Raw genomic sequence first — 16,280 nt, forward strand, 5'->3', positions numbered from 1 at the left:
CATATGAATAAAACGATGCAAAATGCAGATCAGGCGATTGCTGATATCAGAGACGGCGCAACACTTATGCTCGGAGGTTTTGGTCTTTGCGGAATTCCGGAAGCTGCCATTGCAGCACTGGTTCGCAAAGGAATTGGTAATCTTACCTGCATATCAAATAATGCCGGTGTAGATGATTTTGGATTGGGTTTATTACTCCAAACAAGGCAGATCAAAAAAATGATCAGTTCCTATGTTGGAGAAAATGCGGAGTTTGAACGGCAACTGTTGCAGGGAGAGCTGGAAGTAGACCTGGTGCCTCAGGGAACGCTCGCTACCCGCATTCAGATGGCCGGTATGGGAATTCCTGCTTTTTTCACGCCCGCAGGTGTGGGTACGGAGATTGCTGAAGGCAAAGAAAGCCGTCGGTTTGACGGAAAAGAGTATCTGATGGAATTGGCCCTGCATGCTGATTTCGCTTTGGTGAAAGCCTGGAAGGGAGACAGCTATGGTAACCTTGTTTTTCGTAAAACCACCCGGAATTTTTCCACCTCCATGGCAAGGGCCGGCACTATCACAATTGCCGAAGTGGAAGAGTTGGTAGAACCCGGCCAGCTGGACCCCGACCAGGTACATGTACCGGGTATTTATGTGCACCGGATTTTTCAGGCAGACCATTATGAAAAAAGAATTGAACGCAGAACCGTTCAATTACCTAATAAAAACTGACCAGCTTTCCATGTTTACAAGTAAAAATGAATTGGTTGAATCCATGGGGGTTGAACCTGAAATCGCAGCTTTTTTTGTTGATCGGAAATTGCCGGAGGGAAATCGTTACTGGAAAGGACGTTATCTGTATGTTTCTCGCGGGACGGGTTATTTGTTCATTCCACTTTTTTTTGATCTGCAACATAAAGCAGGCTTGCCGCTTGAAACAGTCATTAAGGAAGAATATGTTCAGTTGATGGAACAGATTTTACACCTGGCTGCATTGTACGAATTTGGAGAGAAGGATTTTATACAGCATATCCAGGAAATTGAATCCCTGGTAAAAGATAAAGTGGAGAATACTACACTTTATACTGAGTTGCATACCTACTTCCGCCAGCCCCAATTAATTAAACAGGGGCGAATTGGCACTAATAATCCGGCACTCAACAGAGGTGATGCATTATTATACCTGCTTACAACAATAGACATACCGGATGCTGTTTTAAACCTGATAATTATGGGTTGGTATCAGTTGGTGCCAAGCTTTTTATTGCTGGATGATATCATGGATTTTCAGGAAGACAAAGAAAAACAGGAGGAGAACTCCCTATCGCTTTATGGATACAATCCTGCAGGAGTTAAAAAAGCTATTGAAGTGGCGGAAACTAATTTCTCCGGACTCGCAGGGTTAAACCCTCCGCTGAGTGCTTTTTTTCAGAATGTATTGAATAAGAAAAAACAGACACCCTATTTCAAACATATTTTAAACGATTGATATGCCGCTTGACAAATATGGAATAGCCAAACGAATTGCGCAGGAATTGCAGGATGGAATGTATGTGAACCTTGGTATCGGTATACCAACCCTGGTTGCTAATTATATTCCGGTCGGAATGCATATTTTTCTTCAGAGTGAAAACGGCATGTTGGGAATGGGGCCTTATCCGCTTGAGTCAGAAATTGATCCGGACCTTATAAATGCAGGAAAAGAAACCGTTACCTTATTACCCGGCGGGGTGTTTTTTGACAGTTCGGAAAGTTTCGGTATGATCCGGGCCGGAAAGGTGGACCTGACCGTATTGGGGGCGATGGAAGTTAGTGATACCGGAGATATCGCCAACTGGAAAATCCCGGGAAAAATGGTTAAAGGGATGGGCGGTGCAATGGACCTGGTAGCAAGTGCCAGGAATATTATTGTTGCCATGATGCATACCAATCCAAAGGGGGAATCAAAATTGCTGCCGGCTTGCAGTCTTCCTCTGACCGGAGTTGCTTGTGTGCGTAAAATAGTAACAGAACTGGCGGTTCTGGAAGTAACAACGAACGGGTTTAAATTACTGGAGCGTGCACCTGGTGTACCGGTGGAGGAAATTGTGCAAAAGACAGCCGGTCGCCTGATCGTGGAGGGAGATATCCCGGAAATGCGGCTCAGCTAAGGTGACTGTTAATCAATCAGATTGTTCTTTACGGCGTAGAATACGAGTCCGGCGGTGTTTTTTGTGCCAAATTTCTCCATTAACCGGTCTTTGATGGCTTCCACGGTTCGCGGACTAACTTCCATTTTCTGTGCAATTTCAGTGGCGGTAAATTCCATACAGATGTATTTGATTACATCTCTTTCGCGATCAGTAAGGGTAATTTCGCTGGTCAGACTTGGAATTACTTTCTGCTTGGCATGTGATTTCTTTAGGAGGATCCGATTTACGAAATTATTGAGGTAATAACCTTTTTCAAACACTTCCATAATGGCTCTTCTGATTTCGGAAGGGTCTGCACTTTTTAGCAGATATCCATTTGCGCCGATTTCCATAAGGTGACTCACAAATCGTTCATCTTCAAACATGGTAAGCACCACGATATGAACATTCGGATAGGTTTTGGCCACATATTTGGTGGTTTCTATGCCGTCTTTAACAGGCATACGAAGGTCCATAAGAATTACATCAGGAGCTGATTCAGCCAATCCTTCAATTAATTCAGTTCCATTTTCAGCTTCCTGAACAAACTTAATATTAGTGAATGGGCGAAGGGACAGGATGACTCCTTTCCTGAAAATTTTATGATCGTCAGCAATGGCTACTTTGATTACTCTCATAGGAATTTTGCAATTCGCGAGGGGTAAAAATAAGGATTACTTATTGATTATCCTCTCTGTTTAGCTCAATGGTGACTTTATAATAGGTTTGGGAACTGTCTTTTTCGAAAAAAATTCGCCCATGCAGCACTTTCAGACGGCTCTGGATGTTTTTAAGACCTAGTCCGGCTGAGCTTTTATTCATGCGTTCAAAGTCGGCCTGGGTGATGCCTTTGCCATCATGGTGCATCCGGATATAGAATTTATTCCCGTTGGTATTCTGGGTTAAATGGATGAAACTGGAATTGCTGTGCTTCAGGATATTATTGATGAGTTCCTGTATTACTCTGAATACAATCAGTTCGTTATCGGTTTGGAGGCGTTCTTTATAATCATGAAAACGGCAACTGGCGTTGATAATACCTGAGCTGCTGATCTTTTGGAACTGGTCATTAACGGCTGATTCCAGGCCGAAATTCTTAAGGGTAGGGGGCATCAGGCTATGGGAAATATTCCGGATTAGCTGGATGGTATCGTCAATAATCTGTTTTGCGTTATAGATGCTTTGCAGCTGGCTGGTTTTGTCCAGATTTACCAGATTTTCATTGAGGTAAAGACGGGCAGTTGCCAGGAGTGGTCCGGCATCATCGTGTAAATCTGCAGCAATGCGCTGCCGTTCTTCTTCCTGCAGGCGGATGGAAGCATTCAGGAGCATTTTCTGTTGTTCCTGCTCCATTTTTTGCAGGGTCATTTGGTAGCGGATGACCTTTCTCTGGTGAAATATGATGAATACGATTAACCCGATAGTCAAAGCCAGCATACCGATAGTGCCAAAAAAAAGCACCAGCGACACGTTCGCACTAGAGTTATTTACCTGTAAAAGCAACATTTAAGGGGTTAGGGTTAGCTGGTTCTTTTATTCTAATTTATTGAAATAATATTCATCAACATTTAAAGTCTGTTGATTTTCAGGTTTTAAGGTAAACGAAATGGAAAAGAAAATATTTTTTAGAACGAAACAAATCATATTAATAATCCAAAAATTCACTCTTTCTTGTTGAGAAAGGTTGTCATATTGCAAGAATAGAAAAAAAGTACCTGAGAAATAAATCATTATTCCAACCACAACCCAAAAACTAGGTTTGCTATATATAAATGTTATATTGGGATTTTGAATGGACTCGAAAAAATATGTAATTGAGCCAGTTATTAATATTATTGAACTGACTGCAATTGGAACTGAATCAAATTCAGGAGAGTTAGATCTATAGCCAATAATCAAGTTGCCAACAGCTACTATTAAAAATATTATAGAAAATATTAATAATATTCTTTTTAAACTAATAGTTTTCAAAAGAATATATAAGTATGAAGAAAGAAGTATATACTCAATAATAGTGAAAGTTGAAAGTAAAAGGAAGTCTTTGTTTGGTATATCAGGTAAAAGATTTGTAATTAGATCAAATCCCCTAGTAAAATCATTCAGGAATGAATACAAACAGTAGAAAAAAATAAGAAAAGATAACTTATTCTTGTTTCGTGTATAAAACACAGCAAAAATAAGTATTGGCAATAAATGTGCTAAATAGATAATGTATACAGAAAAATCCACAAAAACAATTGTAGTTCAAATATAACAATGCTTTTGTGGATTTCTAAAATAATAAAAATGATCAATTATTGTCTACCACCAATCTGAAACAATGGAAGTAGATGTGCTTTTAGTCCCGGGTTTTGGGAGATCATTTCTATCAGCTACAATTCCTTTTTCTCTTTTTATAATGCCCTCAGCATTAATTGATGAATACTCGGAAATAATTTCTTCTTGAGAATTAATGCCCACAGAAACTAATGTTTTGCGACCTAACTCATCAAGTGCATGATAGAACCTAATCCCTTGGCAATCCGGCTGATTTAGGATTTTCTGTAAAATGTCTTTTCCGCTGAATACCCATTGATTTTCAGAAGGGAAAGCATCCTGGAAGTCCTTAACCATTTTGGCACCCAGCTCAGGACCAATGTCTTCTCCTACAGCTGCCAGGGAGGTGTTCAAAATTTCATTTTGCATCATAGTAGTAAGTTTTTAGTGAAGGGTTGGTTTTAGGCGTAATAACCTTCAAAAAAAAAAGAGTGACAATGGGGCATTTCTTGCACAAATTGTTATAAATTGGCTAAAATTCAGGCTGGTAGTAGGTTTACGAGGAATTAAGTAGTAAAGATACTACGGTAAATTGAGTAAAAATACTCTACTAAATTAGTAAAAACCACATTTTATAGTTAGTTTAACTACTAAGGTTTTTTACTTAAGAATTAGTTGCAGTAAGGAAACTATTAAAAAACATTAAATATTTATATTATATAAATGGTTTAGAAGTTTAAGTATTAAATCTAAAACAACACATTATTATTGAAGAACTTTTATAGTAAAAAACGAAGGATATTTACGTTTTAATAAAAACAATCGAGTGAAAGTACGATAACCGTAGTCTATGACGTTATTGATTAGCTAAAACTAAAAATCCATAAACTCCCCCCAAAACCTATGAGTTCCGAGTTAAGCATCAAGGTTAGTATTGCTGATGACCATAAAATATTTCGGGATGGAATTAAGATGGCTCTGAAAAATAAAGAGTATCTAAAAATATTATGGGAAGCCGAAGATGGAAAAGATCTAATGCACAAGATGCAGCTTAAAAAGCCTGATGTTCTATTAATGGATATCAGAATGCCTGAAATAGATGGAGTAAATGCTATCAATTTATTGCGAAAAGAATACGATGATGTCAGAATCATTGTTTTGACTATGTACGACGACCAGGAAATGATTTCCAAAATGATGGAAATGGGAGCGAATGCATACTTAACCAAAACAACTGATCCGGAAGAGATTTACCAGGCTATTTTAACCTGCATGAATGACGATTTTTATTTTAATGATTTAGTGAATAAAGCTGTTCTTTCCAAGCTACAAACGAAAAAAGCGGTTCGCCAATTTTATCCAAACCCTATAAAATTCTCTGAAAAAGAGGTTAGAATTTTAAAATTGTTGGCGGAGGATAAAACAACTGAAGAGATTTCAAAGGAAGTTTTTTTAAGCCCAAGAACAATAGAGACAATCAGGCAAAATATGAAATCTAAAGTAGGTGCTAAGACGATCGCCGGATTAATTATGTATGGTATGAGAAATAAAATAATTGATTGATATTGATATATTTCATTAATTGTATTAATAATATTTGTGATTATATGTTTTTGGTTTAAATAATGGAAATGGTTTTAGAAACATTCCAGATAAATTGAAGAATCTCAATTAGGTTAGGATGAAGTTAGGTTTCTACTTATTATTACTTTCGTTCCTGTTCCTTGAGAAGATATAATTTTACATTCTGCATTTAAAAGATTAGCTCTTTTAATTATATTCTTCAAACCATGATGCTTGTTTTTAGTCTCTTTGTTAGTTTCTTCAACATTAAATCCAGAGCCATTATCTGTAATTTCAAAAGTCAAATTTGTGGTACTTGTGAAAAGATTTATATCTATTTGTGTAGCTTTTCCGTGAATGATTGAATTTCTTATTGACTCTTGAAAAATTCTATACAGAATTAATTGCTCTTCACCATTGATGTGAGTCGGTTCAAATTGAGAAACAACATTAATTTTAGTGTTATTTATTTCAAACACTCTTTCGCTCTCAACTTCCAGAGTTCGCAATAATCCAAAATCTGTAAGTGTTTCTGAACTAAGAGTTCTAGAAATGTTTGCTAATTCGCTTATCGCTTTTGTTATCAATTCTTTCGAAATATTGATCTTGTTCAAGACAGAAATATCTAATTGAAGATTATTGAGATTTAGTTTTGATAAACTAAGCAATTGGGTAATGTTGTCATGTAATTCTTTAGATATTTTTTGAATTGTTTCTTCCTGAACGTCAATTCTCGTTTTTAAAATCTCCTTTTCCTTTTCTAAATTTCTGAATTGTAATTGGCGATTAAACTCTATATTTTTTTTATTATATAGAGTTATTATGTGGTTAAGGAAAATTATAAAGGAAATTATAGTGGCCAATGATCCAGTTATAGTCCATAATAATATTTCTGTTGTTTTGTCGTGCATAAAAGAGCTTTAGAAAATAATATATACATAAAGATATTAAGTATTATATATATGTTAAATGTCACATTTGCCAATTCACTATAATACTGATACCCTTTTATTTTTAGAATTATTATTTCCGAAATCCAATATGGAATTGAGCCAGTATAACAAACGCAAATGCCCATTACAATCCAATAGTGTGAAGCATTCTTAAGATTAATTACCTCCTTTATTTTAAACAGCCATATAAAATATTTACACACGTAAATAGTGATGTAAACATTTGAAATTAAATAGAGAATAGAAGTGTAATTATTAATTAATAACCGCGATAAAATATAAGTTCCTATGCAAATGATAATTTGAATGAAGTAATTGTTTTTTTCACCAATTACAGTAGCTATATAATTTGGTAAGAGAAAAATTTCGCAGCAAGCAAATATATACATTGTGGATTCTGTTATAATAAGAGGTATTTTTATGAACTCCACAGCAGCAAGAATTATCATTGCGAAAAAGTTTGCCAAACAATATGGCAGTATATATTTCTTCTCATGATCTTTGTTTTTTTGAGTAGTAACCACACAAATTATGGTTCCTAGTATAATAATGATGAACTGAATCACAGTAAATACTTTCAAGGATGTCATTCATATAGTTTAATGCTAATTTAATTATGTATTTTTTGGAAAAAAAGGGTGAAAAGACCCTTTTTCATATTTTTCAACCAACATTTATTCCTGTTCGCATCGGATTTTAATTTTATCTGTTAAAGTTTGGTCCTTTTTGAGAATTGATTATGGGTTGTTGGTTATCGATCTAATCACAGTTTTATTCAATGAATTTGACTCTTTATATTAGGTATATACTACTCCAAATTAAAGAGATATATTTTCATTTCTAGAATAGAGATGCTTATATAATTTAGCTACTCAACGTAGTTAACATTTATTTTAAACTGCTTGCTAACCAGAAGCGATAGTAAGAATTTTAATAGCCCAATTTGTGAAAACAATTACCCTTATGTTAAGTTGTAGAATTGGTATATAAAAGGAGGTTTTCTGTTTGCCAGTTATAACTTGGCAATATTTCTAGTAAATTAGTTTAACTCTTTTTACCTCAGCTTTTGATTTTTTTGTTGAGTAATTGTTATTTTATTTCATCTCCACCAGCCTATTTATCACCCCCTCCACAATTGCATCTGGACAAGAAGCGCCGCTTGTGAGGAGGATTTTTAGGGGAGCTTTTTCAGGAAGATAACCGCTGATTTCTACTTCCAGCTTTTGATGAATATCAAAACTTCGAATGGTGATCCTATCTAGTAAATTTGTTGCATCTTTTACAAAGTAAGTGGGGAGTTTTGTTTCGCAAATTTCGACCAGGTGAGTGGTGTTGGAAGAATTGTATCCACCCACTACAATAGCCAGATCAGCCTCAGTTTCTAACATCCCCATTACTGCAGACTGATTGTCATTGGTGGCATAACAAAGGGTATCCCTGGTATCAGCAAATCGCTCCTGAATGGTAGACGAATCCAGTTGATGCAATGTCAACATTTCACTTTTAAGGTATTCAGCAATTTCCTGCGTATCAGAAGCCAGTTGGGTGGTTTGATTAATTACCCCAAATCGTTCCAGGTCTTTTTCAATATCAAATCCGGCAGAATAACGTCCTTTGAAGGCGTCGTAAAATGCAGCTGCCGGTTTTTCTTTCCGGATATAAGCTGCTAATTCCTTTGCCTCTGCCAGGTCATTTACAATTACGGCCGGCGCATTGGCTGCTGCATGAGAAAATGTAGCCCTGGTTTCTTCATGAAGCGGCTTGCCATGTATGACAATGCTGTATCCCTTTTTTGCAATCTGCTCACCACGGTTCCATACCTTCTCTACAAATGGACAGGTTGTATTGTATTTCTCAGTTTGAATGCCCTTCTCCTGCAACATGGTTTCTAAATCCAATGTTGTACCAAATGCCGGAATTAAAACAATATCATCCGAAGTTATTGTATCAAACGGGATCAACTGACGACCATATGTGTCCTGTAAAAATTGAACCCCATATTCCTGAAGATCCTGGTTTACCTGTGGATTATGAATCATCTCACTCAACAGGAAAATTCGTTTGCCCGGATTCTCTGCAACCGTGCGAAAAGCAATTTCAATGGCATTTTCCACACCGTAGCAAAAGCCAAAATGCCGGGCAAGATAGATATGAAGATTGCCGAAATCCAGCAAAGTGGGACTGAAATCTTTCTTCAGCCGGTCTTCCTGTTTTCTTTTTTGCTTAACCGATGTAATCAATGGACTACGGTATTTTACCGGTACCTCGAATTGCTTCATATCACAAATGTACTTAGTTTGAACCTGACGTTGCTGTAGGCATATTTATCTTATTTTCACCTGATAGGAAACAAGCAGCCACCGTTTTGGTTGTGCCTATTAATTATTAGCAAAAAATATCAGATGTCATACCTGCCTTTTAAACCAGTTGACTGGAGCCGGGCCAGCAATGTTTATGAAATAAATCTCCGTCAATACTCCAAAGAAGGGACCCTAGCGGGTTTTCGCCCCTCCTTACCAAGATTACGCGATATGGGCATAGAAATCCTCTGGTTCATGCCTATTACCCCTATCGCTGAAAAGGAAAGAAAGGGTACTCTTGGCAGTTATTATGCCTGCTCCGACTTTTTTAATATTAATCCCGAATACGGCACACTGGAAGAATTCAAATCCCTTGTAGAGGAGGCCCATCAATATGGCTTCAAGGTTATTATTGACTGGGTTGCCAATCATACAGGATGGGATCATAGCTGGACGATCACCCACCCAGAGTATTACAAACACAATGAAGCCGGCAATTTTTTTGATTCCAATGGCTGGGACGATGTAATCGACCTGGATTTTACCAATACCCAAATGCGGCTTGCCATGATTGAAGCCATGCGCTTCTGGGTAAAAGAATGTGCCATTGATGGCTTCCGTTGCGATATGGCAATGCTGGTTCCATTAGATTTCTGGGTACAGGCAAGAGCTTCTCTCGATAAGGAAAAAGCCCTCTTCTGGCTGGCAGAATGTGAAGAACCCCATTATCACGAAGCATTCGATGTTACCTATACCTGGGAGTGGATGCACAAAACCATGGATTTTATGAAAGGCCATACCGACTTAAACGGATTGGAAAATCTGCTCTGGAAATATAATCACCAATTTCCGCAAGGTGCCATACGGTTGTATTTTACCACCAATCACGATGAAAACAGCTGGAATGGAACGGAGTTCGAAAAATATGGCGATGCACATAAAGCTCTTGCAGTTTTTAGCGCAACCTGGAACGGACTGCCCCTTATCTACAGCGGACAGGAACAGCCCAATAAAAAACGCCTGAAATTTTTTGACCGGGACCCGATTGAATGGACAGACCAGCCACAGTATGCTGATTTTTATAAAAAACTGCTGACCCTGAGAAGGTCTTTCAAATGCATGGAAGCAGGAACTGAAGGTGTTTACTGTTTCCGGTTAAAAACAACGGCTGATCAGCATGTTTTTGCTTTTCTGCGCACATCCGAGCAGGACCAGGTGCTTGTAATGATGAACCTTTCGCCCTACGATGGAGTAGGGGTCGGATTCCTTGACCCTGCCATCGACGGATCCTACGAGGATATGCTGGATGGAGGAAACTTTGTTTTCCATCCCGGTTACCGTTTTTTCCAATTAGGTGCCTGGGGGTATAAAATTTTCGCCCTTTCGCGTAAAGCATAAAAAAAGAGCCGGCTCCTATCCCGAGCCGGCTCCTATTTCACCTTTTATTTCTTCACTTCCCACTTCCCACTTCCTACTTCCCACTTCCCACTTCCAGTATCACTCGACTATTTTCATTGGGTATCTGAAAACACCCTCATACCCTGGATACATTCCATCCAACGTCACAGAATTACCTGCTTTTTCTATCTCAGAACGGAACTGATCAATATTGGAAACCTCTTTTCCATTTACTTTAAGGATCACAAATCCAGCTTCCATCCTGGTTTTGCTGAAGGCCCCTGATTCGGAAATGTTTTTCACGATTACACCGCCCTTAACACCCATTTCTTTGGCAAGTTTGGCATCGATATTTCCGAAATCAGCACCCAGTTTATCGAGCACACTGATTTTTACGATATCAGTAGTGCCACTGCTATTCCTCAGAACTACATCACTGGTTAATTCCTTTCCATCACGGCGATAACCGATTTTAACTTTATCACCCGGACGATAAGTGGCAATCTGTCCCACCATTTCTGCACCTGTCGTAACTGGAACATTGTTGATTTTGGTGATGAAATCGCCTTTTTTAATACCGGAATTGGCAGCTGCACCATCCTTGGTTACATCCAGTACAAATACACCATCGCCACTGGTAATGCCTTCCTGCTTTTTAACTTCTTCACTCAGGTTATCCGGGGCATAATTAATACCCAGATAAGCCCGCTGAACGGTGCCGAACTTCATCAGATCCGCCACAATCTTTTTTACCATATTCACCGGAATAGTAAAGGAATAACCGGCATACGATCCAGTGGGGGAGGCAATTGCAGAGTTAATTCCAATCAGGTGACCTGAGGTGTTAACAAGTGGTCCACCACTGTTTCCAGGGTTCACTGCTGCATCCGTTTGGATAAAGGATTCAATGGGTGTATTGCTCTGCCGACGGTTGATCTCCAGCGTACGGCTTTTCGCACTTACAATACCTGCGGTAACTGTTGTTTGCAGGTTCAGGGGATAACCAATTGCCAATACCCATTGGCCAACCCGAACATCATCGGAGTTGCCGTACAGCAGAAAAGGCAATTTTTTTGCATCTATTTTTAGTACGGCCAGGTCACTGCTGGGGTCAGCACCAACCAGCTTGGCTTTATACGTCTTTTTGTCGCTCATCGTAACCGTAATTTCATCAGCCCCGTCAATTACGTGGTTATTGGTAACGATATAACCATCATCACTTATAATTGCGCCTGATCCGGAAGCCATCTGAGGCATGCTCCTGGGAGCCATACCTTCATCCCAATCGAAACCAAAAAGGTCAAATAAGGGGCTTCTTTTAGGGAGATTATTACTGGCAGTACGGTTTGCTTTGGTTTTGATATGCACCGTGGCAGGTGTAGCAGCCGCTGCTGCCTGACTGAAATCTGTCGGGGTGTCGTTTTCCCCGTCAAAAAAACCGGCATAATTGGAGGGGATGCGGTTGCTGTCGGAGTTGTTGTAAACAATTTTCTCTCCGCCTATATAATTGTTATAGGCCCACATACTTCCTACCGATGTAACCGCGCTGATCAGAATAACGGGTACAATTTGCTGTAGTTTCATATGATTCTTCCTTTTTTGTTTTAGTTGGTCAAAGCTTGTGCCTGACTCACACAAAATAACGAAGCAGACATCTTTTCAGTTGCATGCATTTTCAGTTTAACAGAAGTTTTACTAAGGTCTTCGTAGATGGCTGTTCGCTTGTCAGTCAAACTGTTATAAAGTTACCAAAAATGTCATTGTGTCAACACCATCTGCATAATCTGTCCAGCCAGGCACCTGTGCCTGCCCAAATGGAGTATACCCATGTCCAACGATACATTGGATACTATTATTGCCATCCAGTTCCTTTTCCACAGCGGATTTGTCTGTATAAAAGCTGTAATTCAACTGACTGATAGGAGAAAAAACAGCCTCGTTTTCCGATAAAAGAATGGAGCCGTTTGTCATATAGTACTTGTTATTCAATAAGTGGATGGCCAGTTGATAATCGTAATTGTTTTTGAATTTGGAATGTTCAAAAAAGAAGCTGTATTTCCTCATGGCCTCTAAAACGGGTTCGAAGGAATAAGCAGTCGGAACATACAGCTTGGTTACATTGCGGCATCCCAATCCAAAATAAAGATGGGTATCATCAGCCAGTTTCTCCAGTTCTTCACTTGTTTCAGTACCATCCAGAATGGCAACCGAGGTCCGGTTCTTCCGGATGATATGTGGGTATTTGCCAAAATAATAATCAAAATAACGGGCGCTGTTATCAGATCCGGTTGCGATATAGGCATCACATCCTTTGAGCATTTCTGCAAATCCTGTCTGGTTCTGGATGGTTACTTCCCATTGATACAGCTGCGTCAATAAAAAACGAAACAAAATATTGTCGCGTCCAGAGGGCTTGATCAGCGCATTATGTCCCGATAAAAATACGCATAACCAGTCATGAAACCCTACCAGCGGAATATTGCCGGCCATTACAATTCCAATGGTTTTCGGCTGTTGAACTTCCTCCGGAATACCGTATCTGGTAGTGATGGACTCCAATACCGGCCGCGTCAGAAACTCAGTAGCAATCGCCTTTGCAGCCAGATCTGAAAATTGTGGTATAAACCAGGCGTTGGCATAGGCGGCACGTTGCCGGGCATCTTCCCAATCGGAATTGTTTTCCAGTATAAATTCGCCCAGTTGAACCAATAAATCAATCCGGTGTTGTAAATTCAACATGTACCTATAAATTTGCGTGCAAAGTTAACTTTTATCTAACCCATATTAAATTATATACAATGGCAATCAAAATAACAGATGAATGTATCAATTGCGGGGCATGTGAACCGGAATGTCCGAATAATGCAATTTATGAAGGTGGTGTAGAATGGGCATTGAGTGATGGAACCTCAGTAAAAGGCAGCTTTTCCCTGATGGATGGTACGGTTTTGGATGCCGACCAGCGAAATGCCCCAGTAAGTGTAGACACCTATTATATCGTTCCTAACAAATGCACAGAGTGTCAGGGCTTTCATGAAGAACCACAATGTGCGGCTGTTTGTCCGGTTGATTGTTGCGTTCCCGACGAAATGTACCAGGAAACGGTGGATGAATTAATGGCAAAAAAAGAACGTCTGCACCTGTAAAATTAATTTTCCTTATATCAGGGTAATTTTCGATATTACAGTATAAATCGTTTAATAGTAGCCTGGCTACTTTTTATAGGCGGGTGATATTTCCCGCTAGGTAACGGGTGAAGGAATGAATCCTTCACCTTTTTTCTTAACAACCAACCCATATTCCATGAATGCGCGACCAGTGATCGCCTTTTTAACCGGTGGTTATTCCGGTGAAGCTGAAATCTCCTACAAATCTGCTATTACAATTGAAAAAAATATTGATACCGATAAATACGAGGTATATAAAATCGATATCCGCCTGGATGGATGGTGGTATCAATCCTCCAATGGAATAGCAGTTCAGATTGATAAAAACGATTTTTCCCTTACAATTGATGGCGCAAAAATTCTTTTTGATGCCGTTTTAATCGGAATTCATGGAACACCAGGGGAAGACGGGAAACTCCAGGGCTATTTTGATATGCTGGGTATTCCTTATTCCAGTTGCGATGCGGCCACATCTGCACTTACGTTCAATAAACGATATACGGTTGCCGTGGCTGCTTTTGCCGGTATTAAAGTAGCGCAGTCTCTTCATCTGTTCAAACACCGGCCCATTGCTGCAGCCAGTATAGCAGCCCAATTGCAGATGCCTGTTTTTGTTAAACCCAATAACGGTGGCAGCAGCATCGGAATGAGCAAAGTGATGGATCCATCCGGACTGGATGCTGCACTTGAAAAAGCCTTTCAGGAGGATGAACAGGTGTTGGTGGAAGAATTTATTTCTGGAAGAGAATTTACCATCGGTGTATTCCGTAAAGAGGGACAAATTATTACACTTCCCTTTACCGAAGTCATAACCAAAAAAGATTTCTTTGATTTCGAGGCCAAGTACCAGGGCCTGAGTGAAGAAATCACCCCGGCTCAGGTGGAAGAGGAGATTGCAGTTAAAGTCCGTTCTGCTGCCCGCAGGGTTTATGAAGTTTTTAACTGCCGCGGAATTATCCGGATTGATTTCATTTACAATGAAGCAGCCGGTGAGCCTTATATGCTGGAAATTAATACAGTACCCGGACAAAGCGAGGCCAGTATTGTACCCCAGCAGGTGAAGGCAATGGGCTGGACACTGCGCGATTTCTACGCTGCGCTGATCGAAGAGGCCTTGGCAGATAAATAATTTTACCTTTCTTTGAGTCCAATCCTAAAAAAAATATAATTAGTGTTTGCATCCATTTCAAAAAAACCACTTTGGGTTAGTCTGTTAATAGCACTTGGCATAATTGCATTGCTGGTGTTTGGTTTTTTCAGTTCGCTGGATTTTTTCACCCGCCATGGAGATGAAGTCGAAATCCCGAATGTTACCGGAAAATCGCTTGCTGAAGCTACCAAAATGCTGGAAGGGCAGGGATTTAATGTATCCATTCAGGATTCTATCTATCGTGATACCATTGCACCCCTTGCCGTGATCAAACAATTTCCTGAATCTGAATCAAGGGTTAAAGCCAATAGAACAGTTTATCTCACCGTAAACCGGGCAATACCACCCGATGTAGTTATGCCCAACCTGGTAGGGATGAGTGTTCGGAATGCAGCCATTGTTTTAAAACAGTTCGGATTGAAGATGGGAGATACCAGCTATCGGCCTGATTTTGCAAAAAATTCTGTGCTGGTTCAATTACATAAAGGAAAAGAAATTAAAGCAGGAGTAAAGTTGCCAATGGGAACCTCCATCTCTCTGGTGCTGGGAAGCGGCCTGTCCAATATTGATATGGCTGTTCCGGATCTGATTGGTTTAACTTATGCAGATGCCCGTGATCTTTTACAAACCAGCGGGATCAGTTTTGGCGCGAAAGTGCTGGACCCGGATGTGAAAGATACTACCAATGCATTTATTTACAGACAGAGCCCCGATCGTAGTACAATTGACAGAAAGGTTAACAGAATCCGGCCCGGACAAATGATTGATATCTGGTTGAGTTTGAAAAAACCAGTTCGAGATACCAGTGCGCAGCAACAAAGAGTCACAACTCCCGTTGAGAATAATTATTAAACTTTTGCTATATGGAAAATATCAGTGTTGAAGAACTGAAAGCGAGATTGGATGCAGGTGAAAAACTGCACGTTATAGATGTGCGTGAGCCGGAAGAATTTGAAGCCTTTAATATCGGTGCGCAATTAATCCCGTTGGGGAGATTCCAAATGATGGATGTGGATGAATTATTGCCATTGAAAGAGGAAGAAATTATCCTTCATTGCCGCAGTGGTAAAAGAAGCATGACCGCCTGCCTTATTCTGGAATCAATGGGTTTCACCAATACCAAAAACGTGGAAGGCGGTATGCTGGCCTGGCAGGAAAAATTCGGAAGTTAGGCTTACCCTTTATTTACCGGCTGCAAGACTGAAAATGATGTAGAAGATCAGAATGATCAGTACATTGATTACAATGGTTTTTTTCATTAGATACGGAATTTGGCATTTAGCACTATCCGAAATAGTGCCAAATGCCAAATTTTTGCATAGGAAATATACCGGGATATTTACCTC

At 39.5% G+C, this 16,280-nt stretch carries 17 protein-coding genes; 9 read left to right on the top strand and 8 right to left on the bottom strand.

Annotated features, from left to right (window positions below; translation table 11 throughout):
* Positions 1–3 precede the first annotated feature (3 nt).
* The 3 genes from B2746_RS03630 to B2746_RS03640 are packed head-to-tail and all read left to right on the top strand — an operon-like array spanning position 4 to position 2,126.
* Entirely contained in the window at positions 4–708 is a 705-nt protein-coding gene (locus B2746_RS03630; protein WP_290791079.1) for a CoA transferase subunit A, read from the top strand.
* 10 nt (positions 709–718) lie between these two features.
* On the top strand, positions 719–1,465 hold the full coding sequence (locus tag B2746_RS03635; protein WP_290791081.1) for a hypothetical protein: 747 nt from the start codon (positions 719–721) through the stop codon (positions 1,463–1,465).
* Between the two features lies 1 nt (position 1,466).
* Positions 1,467–2,126, top strand: coding sequence for a 3-oxoacid CoA-transferase subunit B (locus B2746_RS03640; protein WP_290791083.1), 660 nt, complete (start codon positions 1,467–1,469; stop codon positions 2,124–2,126).
* An 8-nt stretch (positions 2,127–2,134) separates the two neighbouring features.
* Here B2746_RS03640 and B2746_RS03645 read toward each other — a convergent pair whose 3' ends face one another.
* The 4 genes from B2746_RS03645 to B2746_RS03660 form a co-directional block, all read right to left on the bottom strand.
* Positions 2,135–2,785, bottom strand: a complete 651-nt coding sequence (locus tag B2746_RS03645) for a response regulator transcription factor (protein WP_290791085.1) — start codon at positions 2,783–2,785, stop codon at positions 2,135–2,137.
* Positions 2,786–2,825: 40 nt separating this feature from the next.
* Entirely contained in the window at positions 2,826–3,653 is an 828-nt protein-coding gene (locus tag B2746_RS03650; RefSeq protein ID WP_290791086.1) for a sensor histidine kinase, read from the bottom strand.
* 27 nt (positions 3,654–3,680) lie between these two features.
* The gene (locus tag B2746_RS03655; RefSeq protein WP_290791088.1) at positions 3,681–4,118 is read right to left on the bottom strand and encodes a hypothetical protein; all 438 of its coding nucleotides are present in this window, start codon (positions 4,116–4,118) and stop codon (positions 3,681–3,683) included.
* Between the two features lie 330 nt (positions 4,119–4,448).
* The gene (locus B2746_RS03660) at positions 4,449–4,835 is read right to left on the bottom strand and encodes a hypothetical protein (protein ID WP_290791090.1); all 387 of its coding nucleotides are present in this window, start codon (positions 4,833–4,835) and stop codon (positions 4,449–4,451) included.
* A gap of 471 nt (positions 4,836–5,306) precedes the next feature.
* On the opposite strand from B2746_RS03660, the gene B2746_RS03665 reads away from it, so the two are divergent.
* Complete coding sequence (locus B2746_RS03665; RefSeq protein ID WP_290791092.1) at positions 5,307–5,966, top strand: response regulator transcription factor; 660 nt, start codon at positions 5,307–5,309, stop codon at positions 5,964–5,966.
* Between the two features lie 113 nt (positions 5,967–6,079).
* Here B2746_RS03665 and B2746_RS03670 read toward each other — a convergent pair whose 3' ends face one another.
* Together B2746_RS03670 and B2746_RS03675 are read right to left on the bottom strand one after the other, a co-directional pair.
* Positions 6,080–6,877: a sensor histidine kinase gene (locus B2746_RS03670; RefSeq protein ID WP_290791094.1), complete on the bottom strand. Its 798-nt coding sequence runs from the start codon at positions 6,875–6,877 to the stop codon at positions 6,080–6,082.
* 1,136 nt (positions 6,878–8,013) lie between these two features.
* The gene (locus tag B2746_RS03675; protein WP_290791096.1) at positions 8,014–9,198 is read right to left on the bottom strand and encodes a 4-hydroxy-3-methylbut-2-enyl diphosphate reductase; all 1,185 of its coding nucleotides are present in this window, start codon (positions 9,196–9,198) and stop codon (positions 8,014–8,016) included.
* Between the two features lie 123 nt (positions 9,199–9,321).
* Between B2746_RS03675 and B2746_RS03680 the strand changes: the two genes are divergently transcribed.
* Positions 9,322–10,617, top strand: a complete 1,296-nt coding sequence (locus tag B2746_RS03680; RefSeq protein WP_290791098.1) for an alpha-amylase family glycosyl hydrolase — start codon at positions 9,322–9,324, stop codon at positions 10,615–10,617.
* Positions 10,618–10,716: 99 nt separating this feature from the next.
* Here B2746_RS03680 and B2746_RS03685 read toward each other — a convergent pair whose 3' ends face one another.
* Both B2746_RS03685 and B2746_RS03690 read right to left on the bottom strand, forming a co-directional pair.
* Complete coding sequence (locus B2746_RS03685; protein ID WP_290791100.1) at positions 10,717–12,201, bottom strand: trypsin-like peptidase domain-containing protein; 1,485 nt, start codon at positions 12,199–12,201, stop codon at positions 10,717–10,719.
* Positions 12,202–12,354: 153 nt separating this feature from the next.
* The gene (locus B2746_RS03690) at positions 12,355–13,356 is read right to left on the bottom strand and encodes an acyl-CoA reductase (protein ID WP_290791102.1); all 1,002 of its coding nucleotides are present in this window, start codon (positions 13,354–13,356) and stop codon (positions 12,355–12,357) included.
* A gap of 59 nt (positions 13,357–13,415) precedes the next feature.
* On the opposite strand from B2746_RS03690, the gene B2746_RS03695 reads away from it, so the two are divergent.
* From B2746_RS03695 to B2746_RS03710, 4 genes are all read left to right on the top strand, one after another.
* On the top strand, positions 13,416–13,763 hold the full coding sequence (locus B2746_RS03695) for a 4Fe-4S dicluster domain-containing protein (RefSeq protein WP_290791104.1): 348 nt from the start codon (positions 13,416–13,418) through the stop codon (positions 13,761–13,763).
* A gap of 157 nt (positions 13,764–13,920) precedes the next feature.
* The gene (locus B2746_RS03700; protein ID WP_290791106.1) at positions 13,921–14,913 is read left to right on the top strand and encodes a D-alanine--D-alanine ligase; all 993 of its coding nucleotides are present in this window, start codon (positions 13,921–13,923) and stop codon (positions 14,911–14,913) included.
* 42 nt (positions 14,914–14,955) lie between these two features.
* Positions 14,956–15,786: a PASTA domain-containing protein gene (locus tag B2746_RS03705; RefSeq protein ID WP_290791108.1), complete on the top strand. Its 831-nt coding sequence runs from the start codon at positions 14,956–14,958 to the stop codon at positions 15,784–15,786.
* An 11-nt stretch (positions 15,787–15,797) separates the two neighbouring features.
* Positions 15,798–16,106 carry a rhodanese-like domain-containing protein gene (locus B2746_RS03710; protein ID WP_290791110.1) on the top strand — a complete coding sequence of 103 codons (309 nt, stop codon included), beginning with the start codon at positions 15,798–15,800 and terminating at the stop codon, positions 16,104–16,106.
* Positions 16,107–16,280: the final 174 nt, after the last annotated feature.

It is taken from the genome of Flavihumibacter sp. UBA7668 (assembly GCF_002483205.1).
Classification (GTDB): domain Bacteria; phylum Bacteroidota; class Bacteroidia; order Chitinophagales; family Chitinophagaceae; genus Flavihumibacter.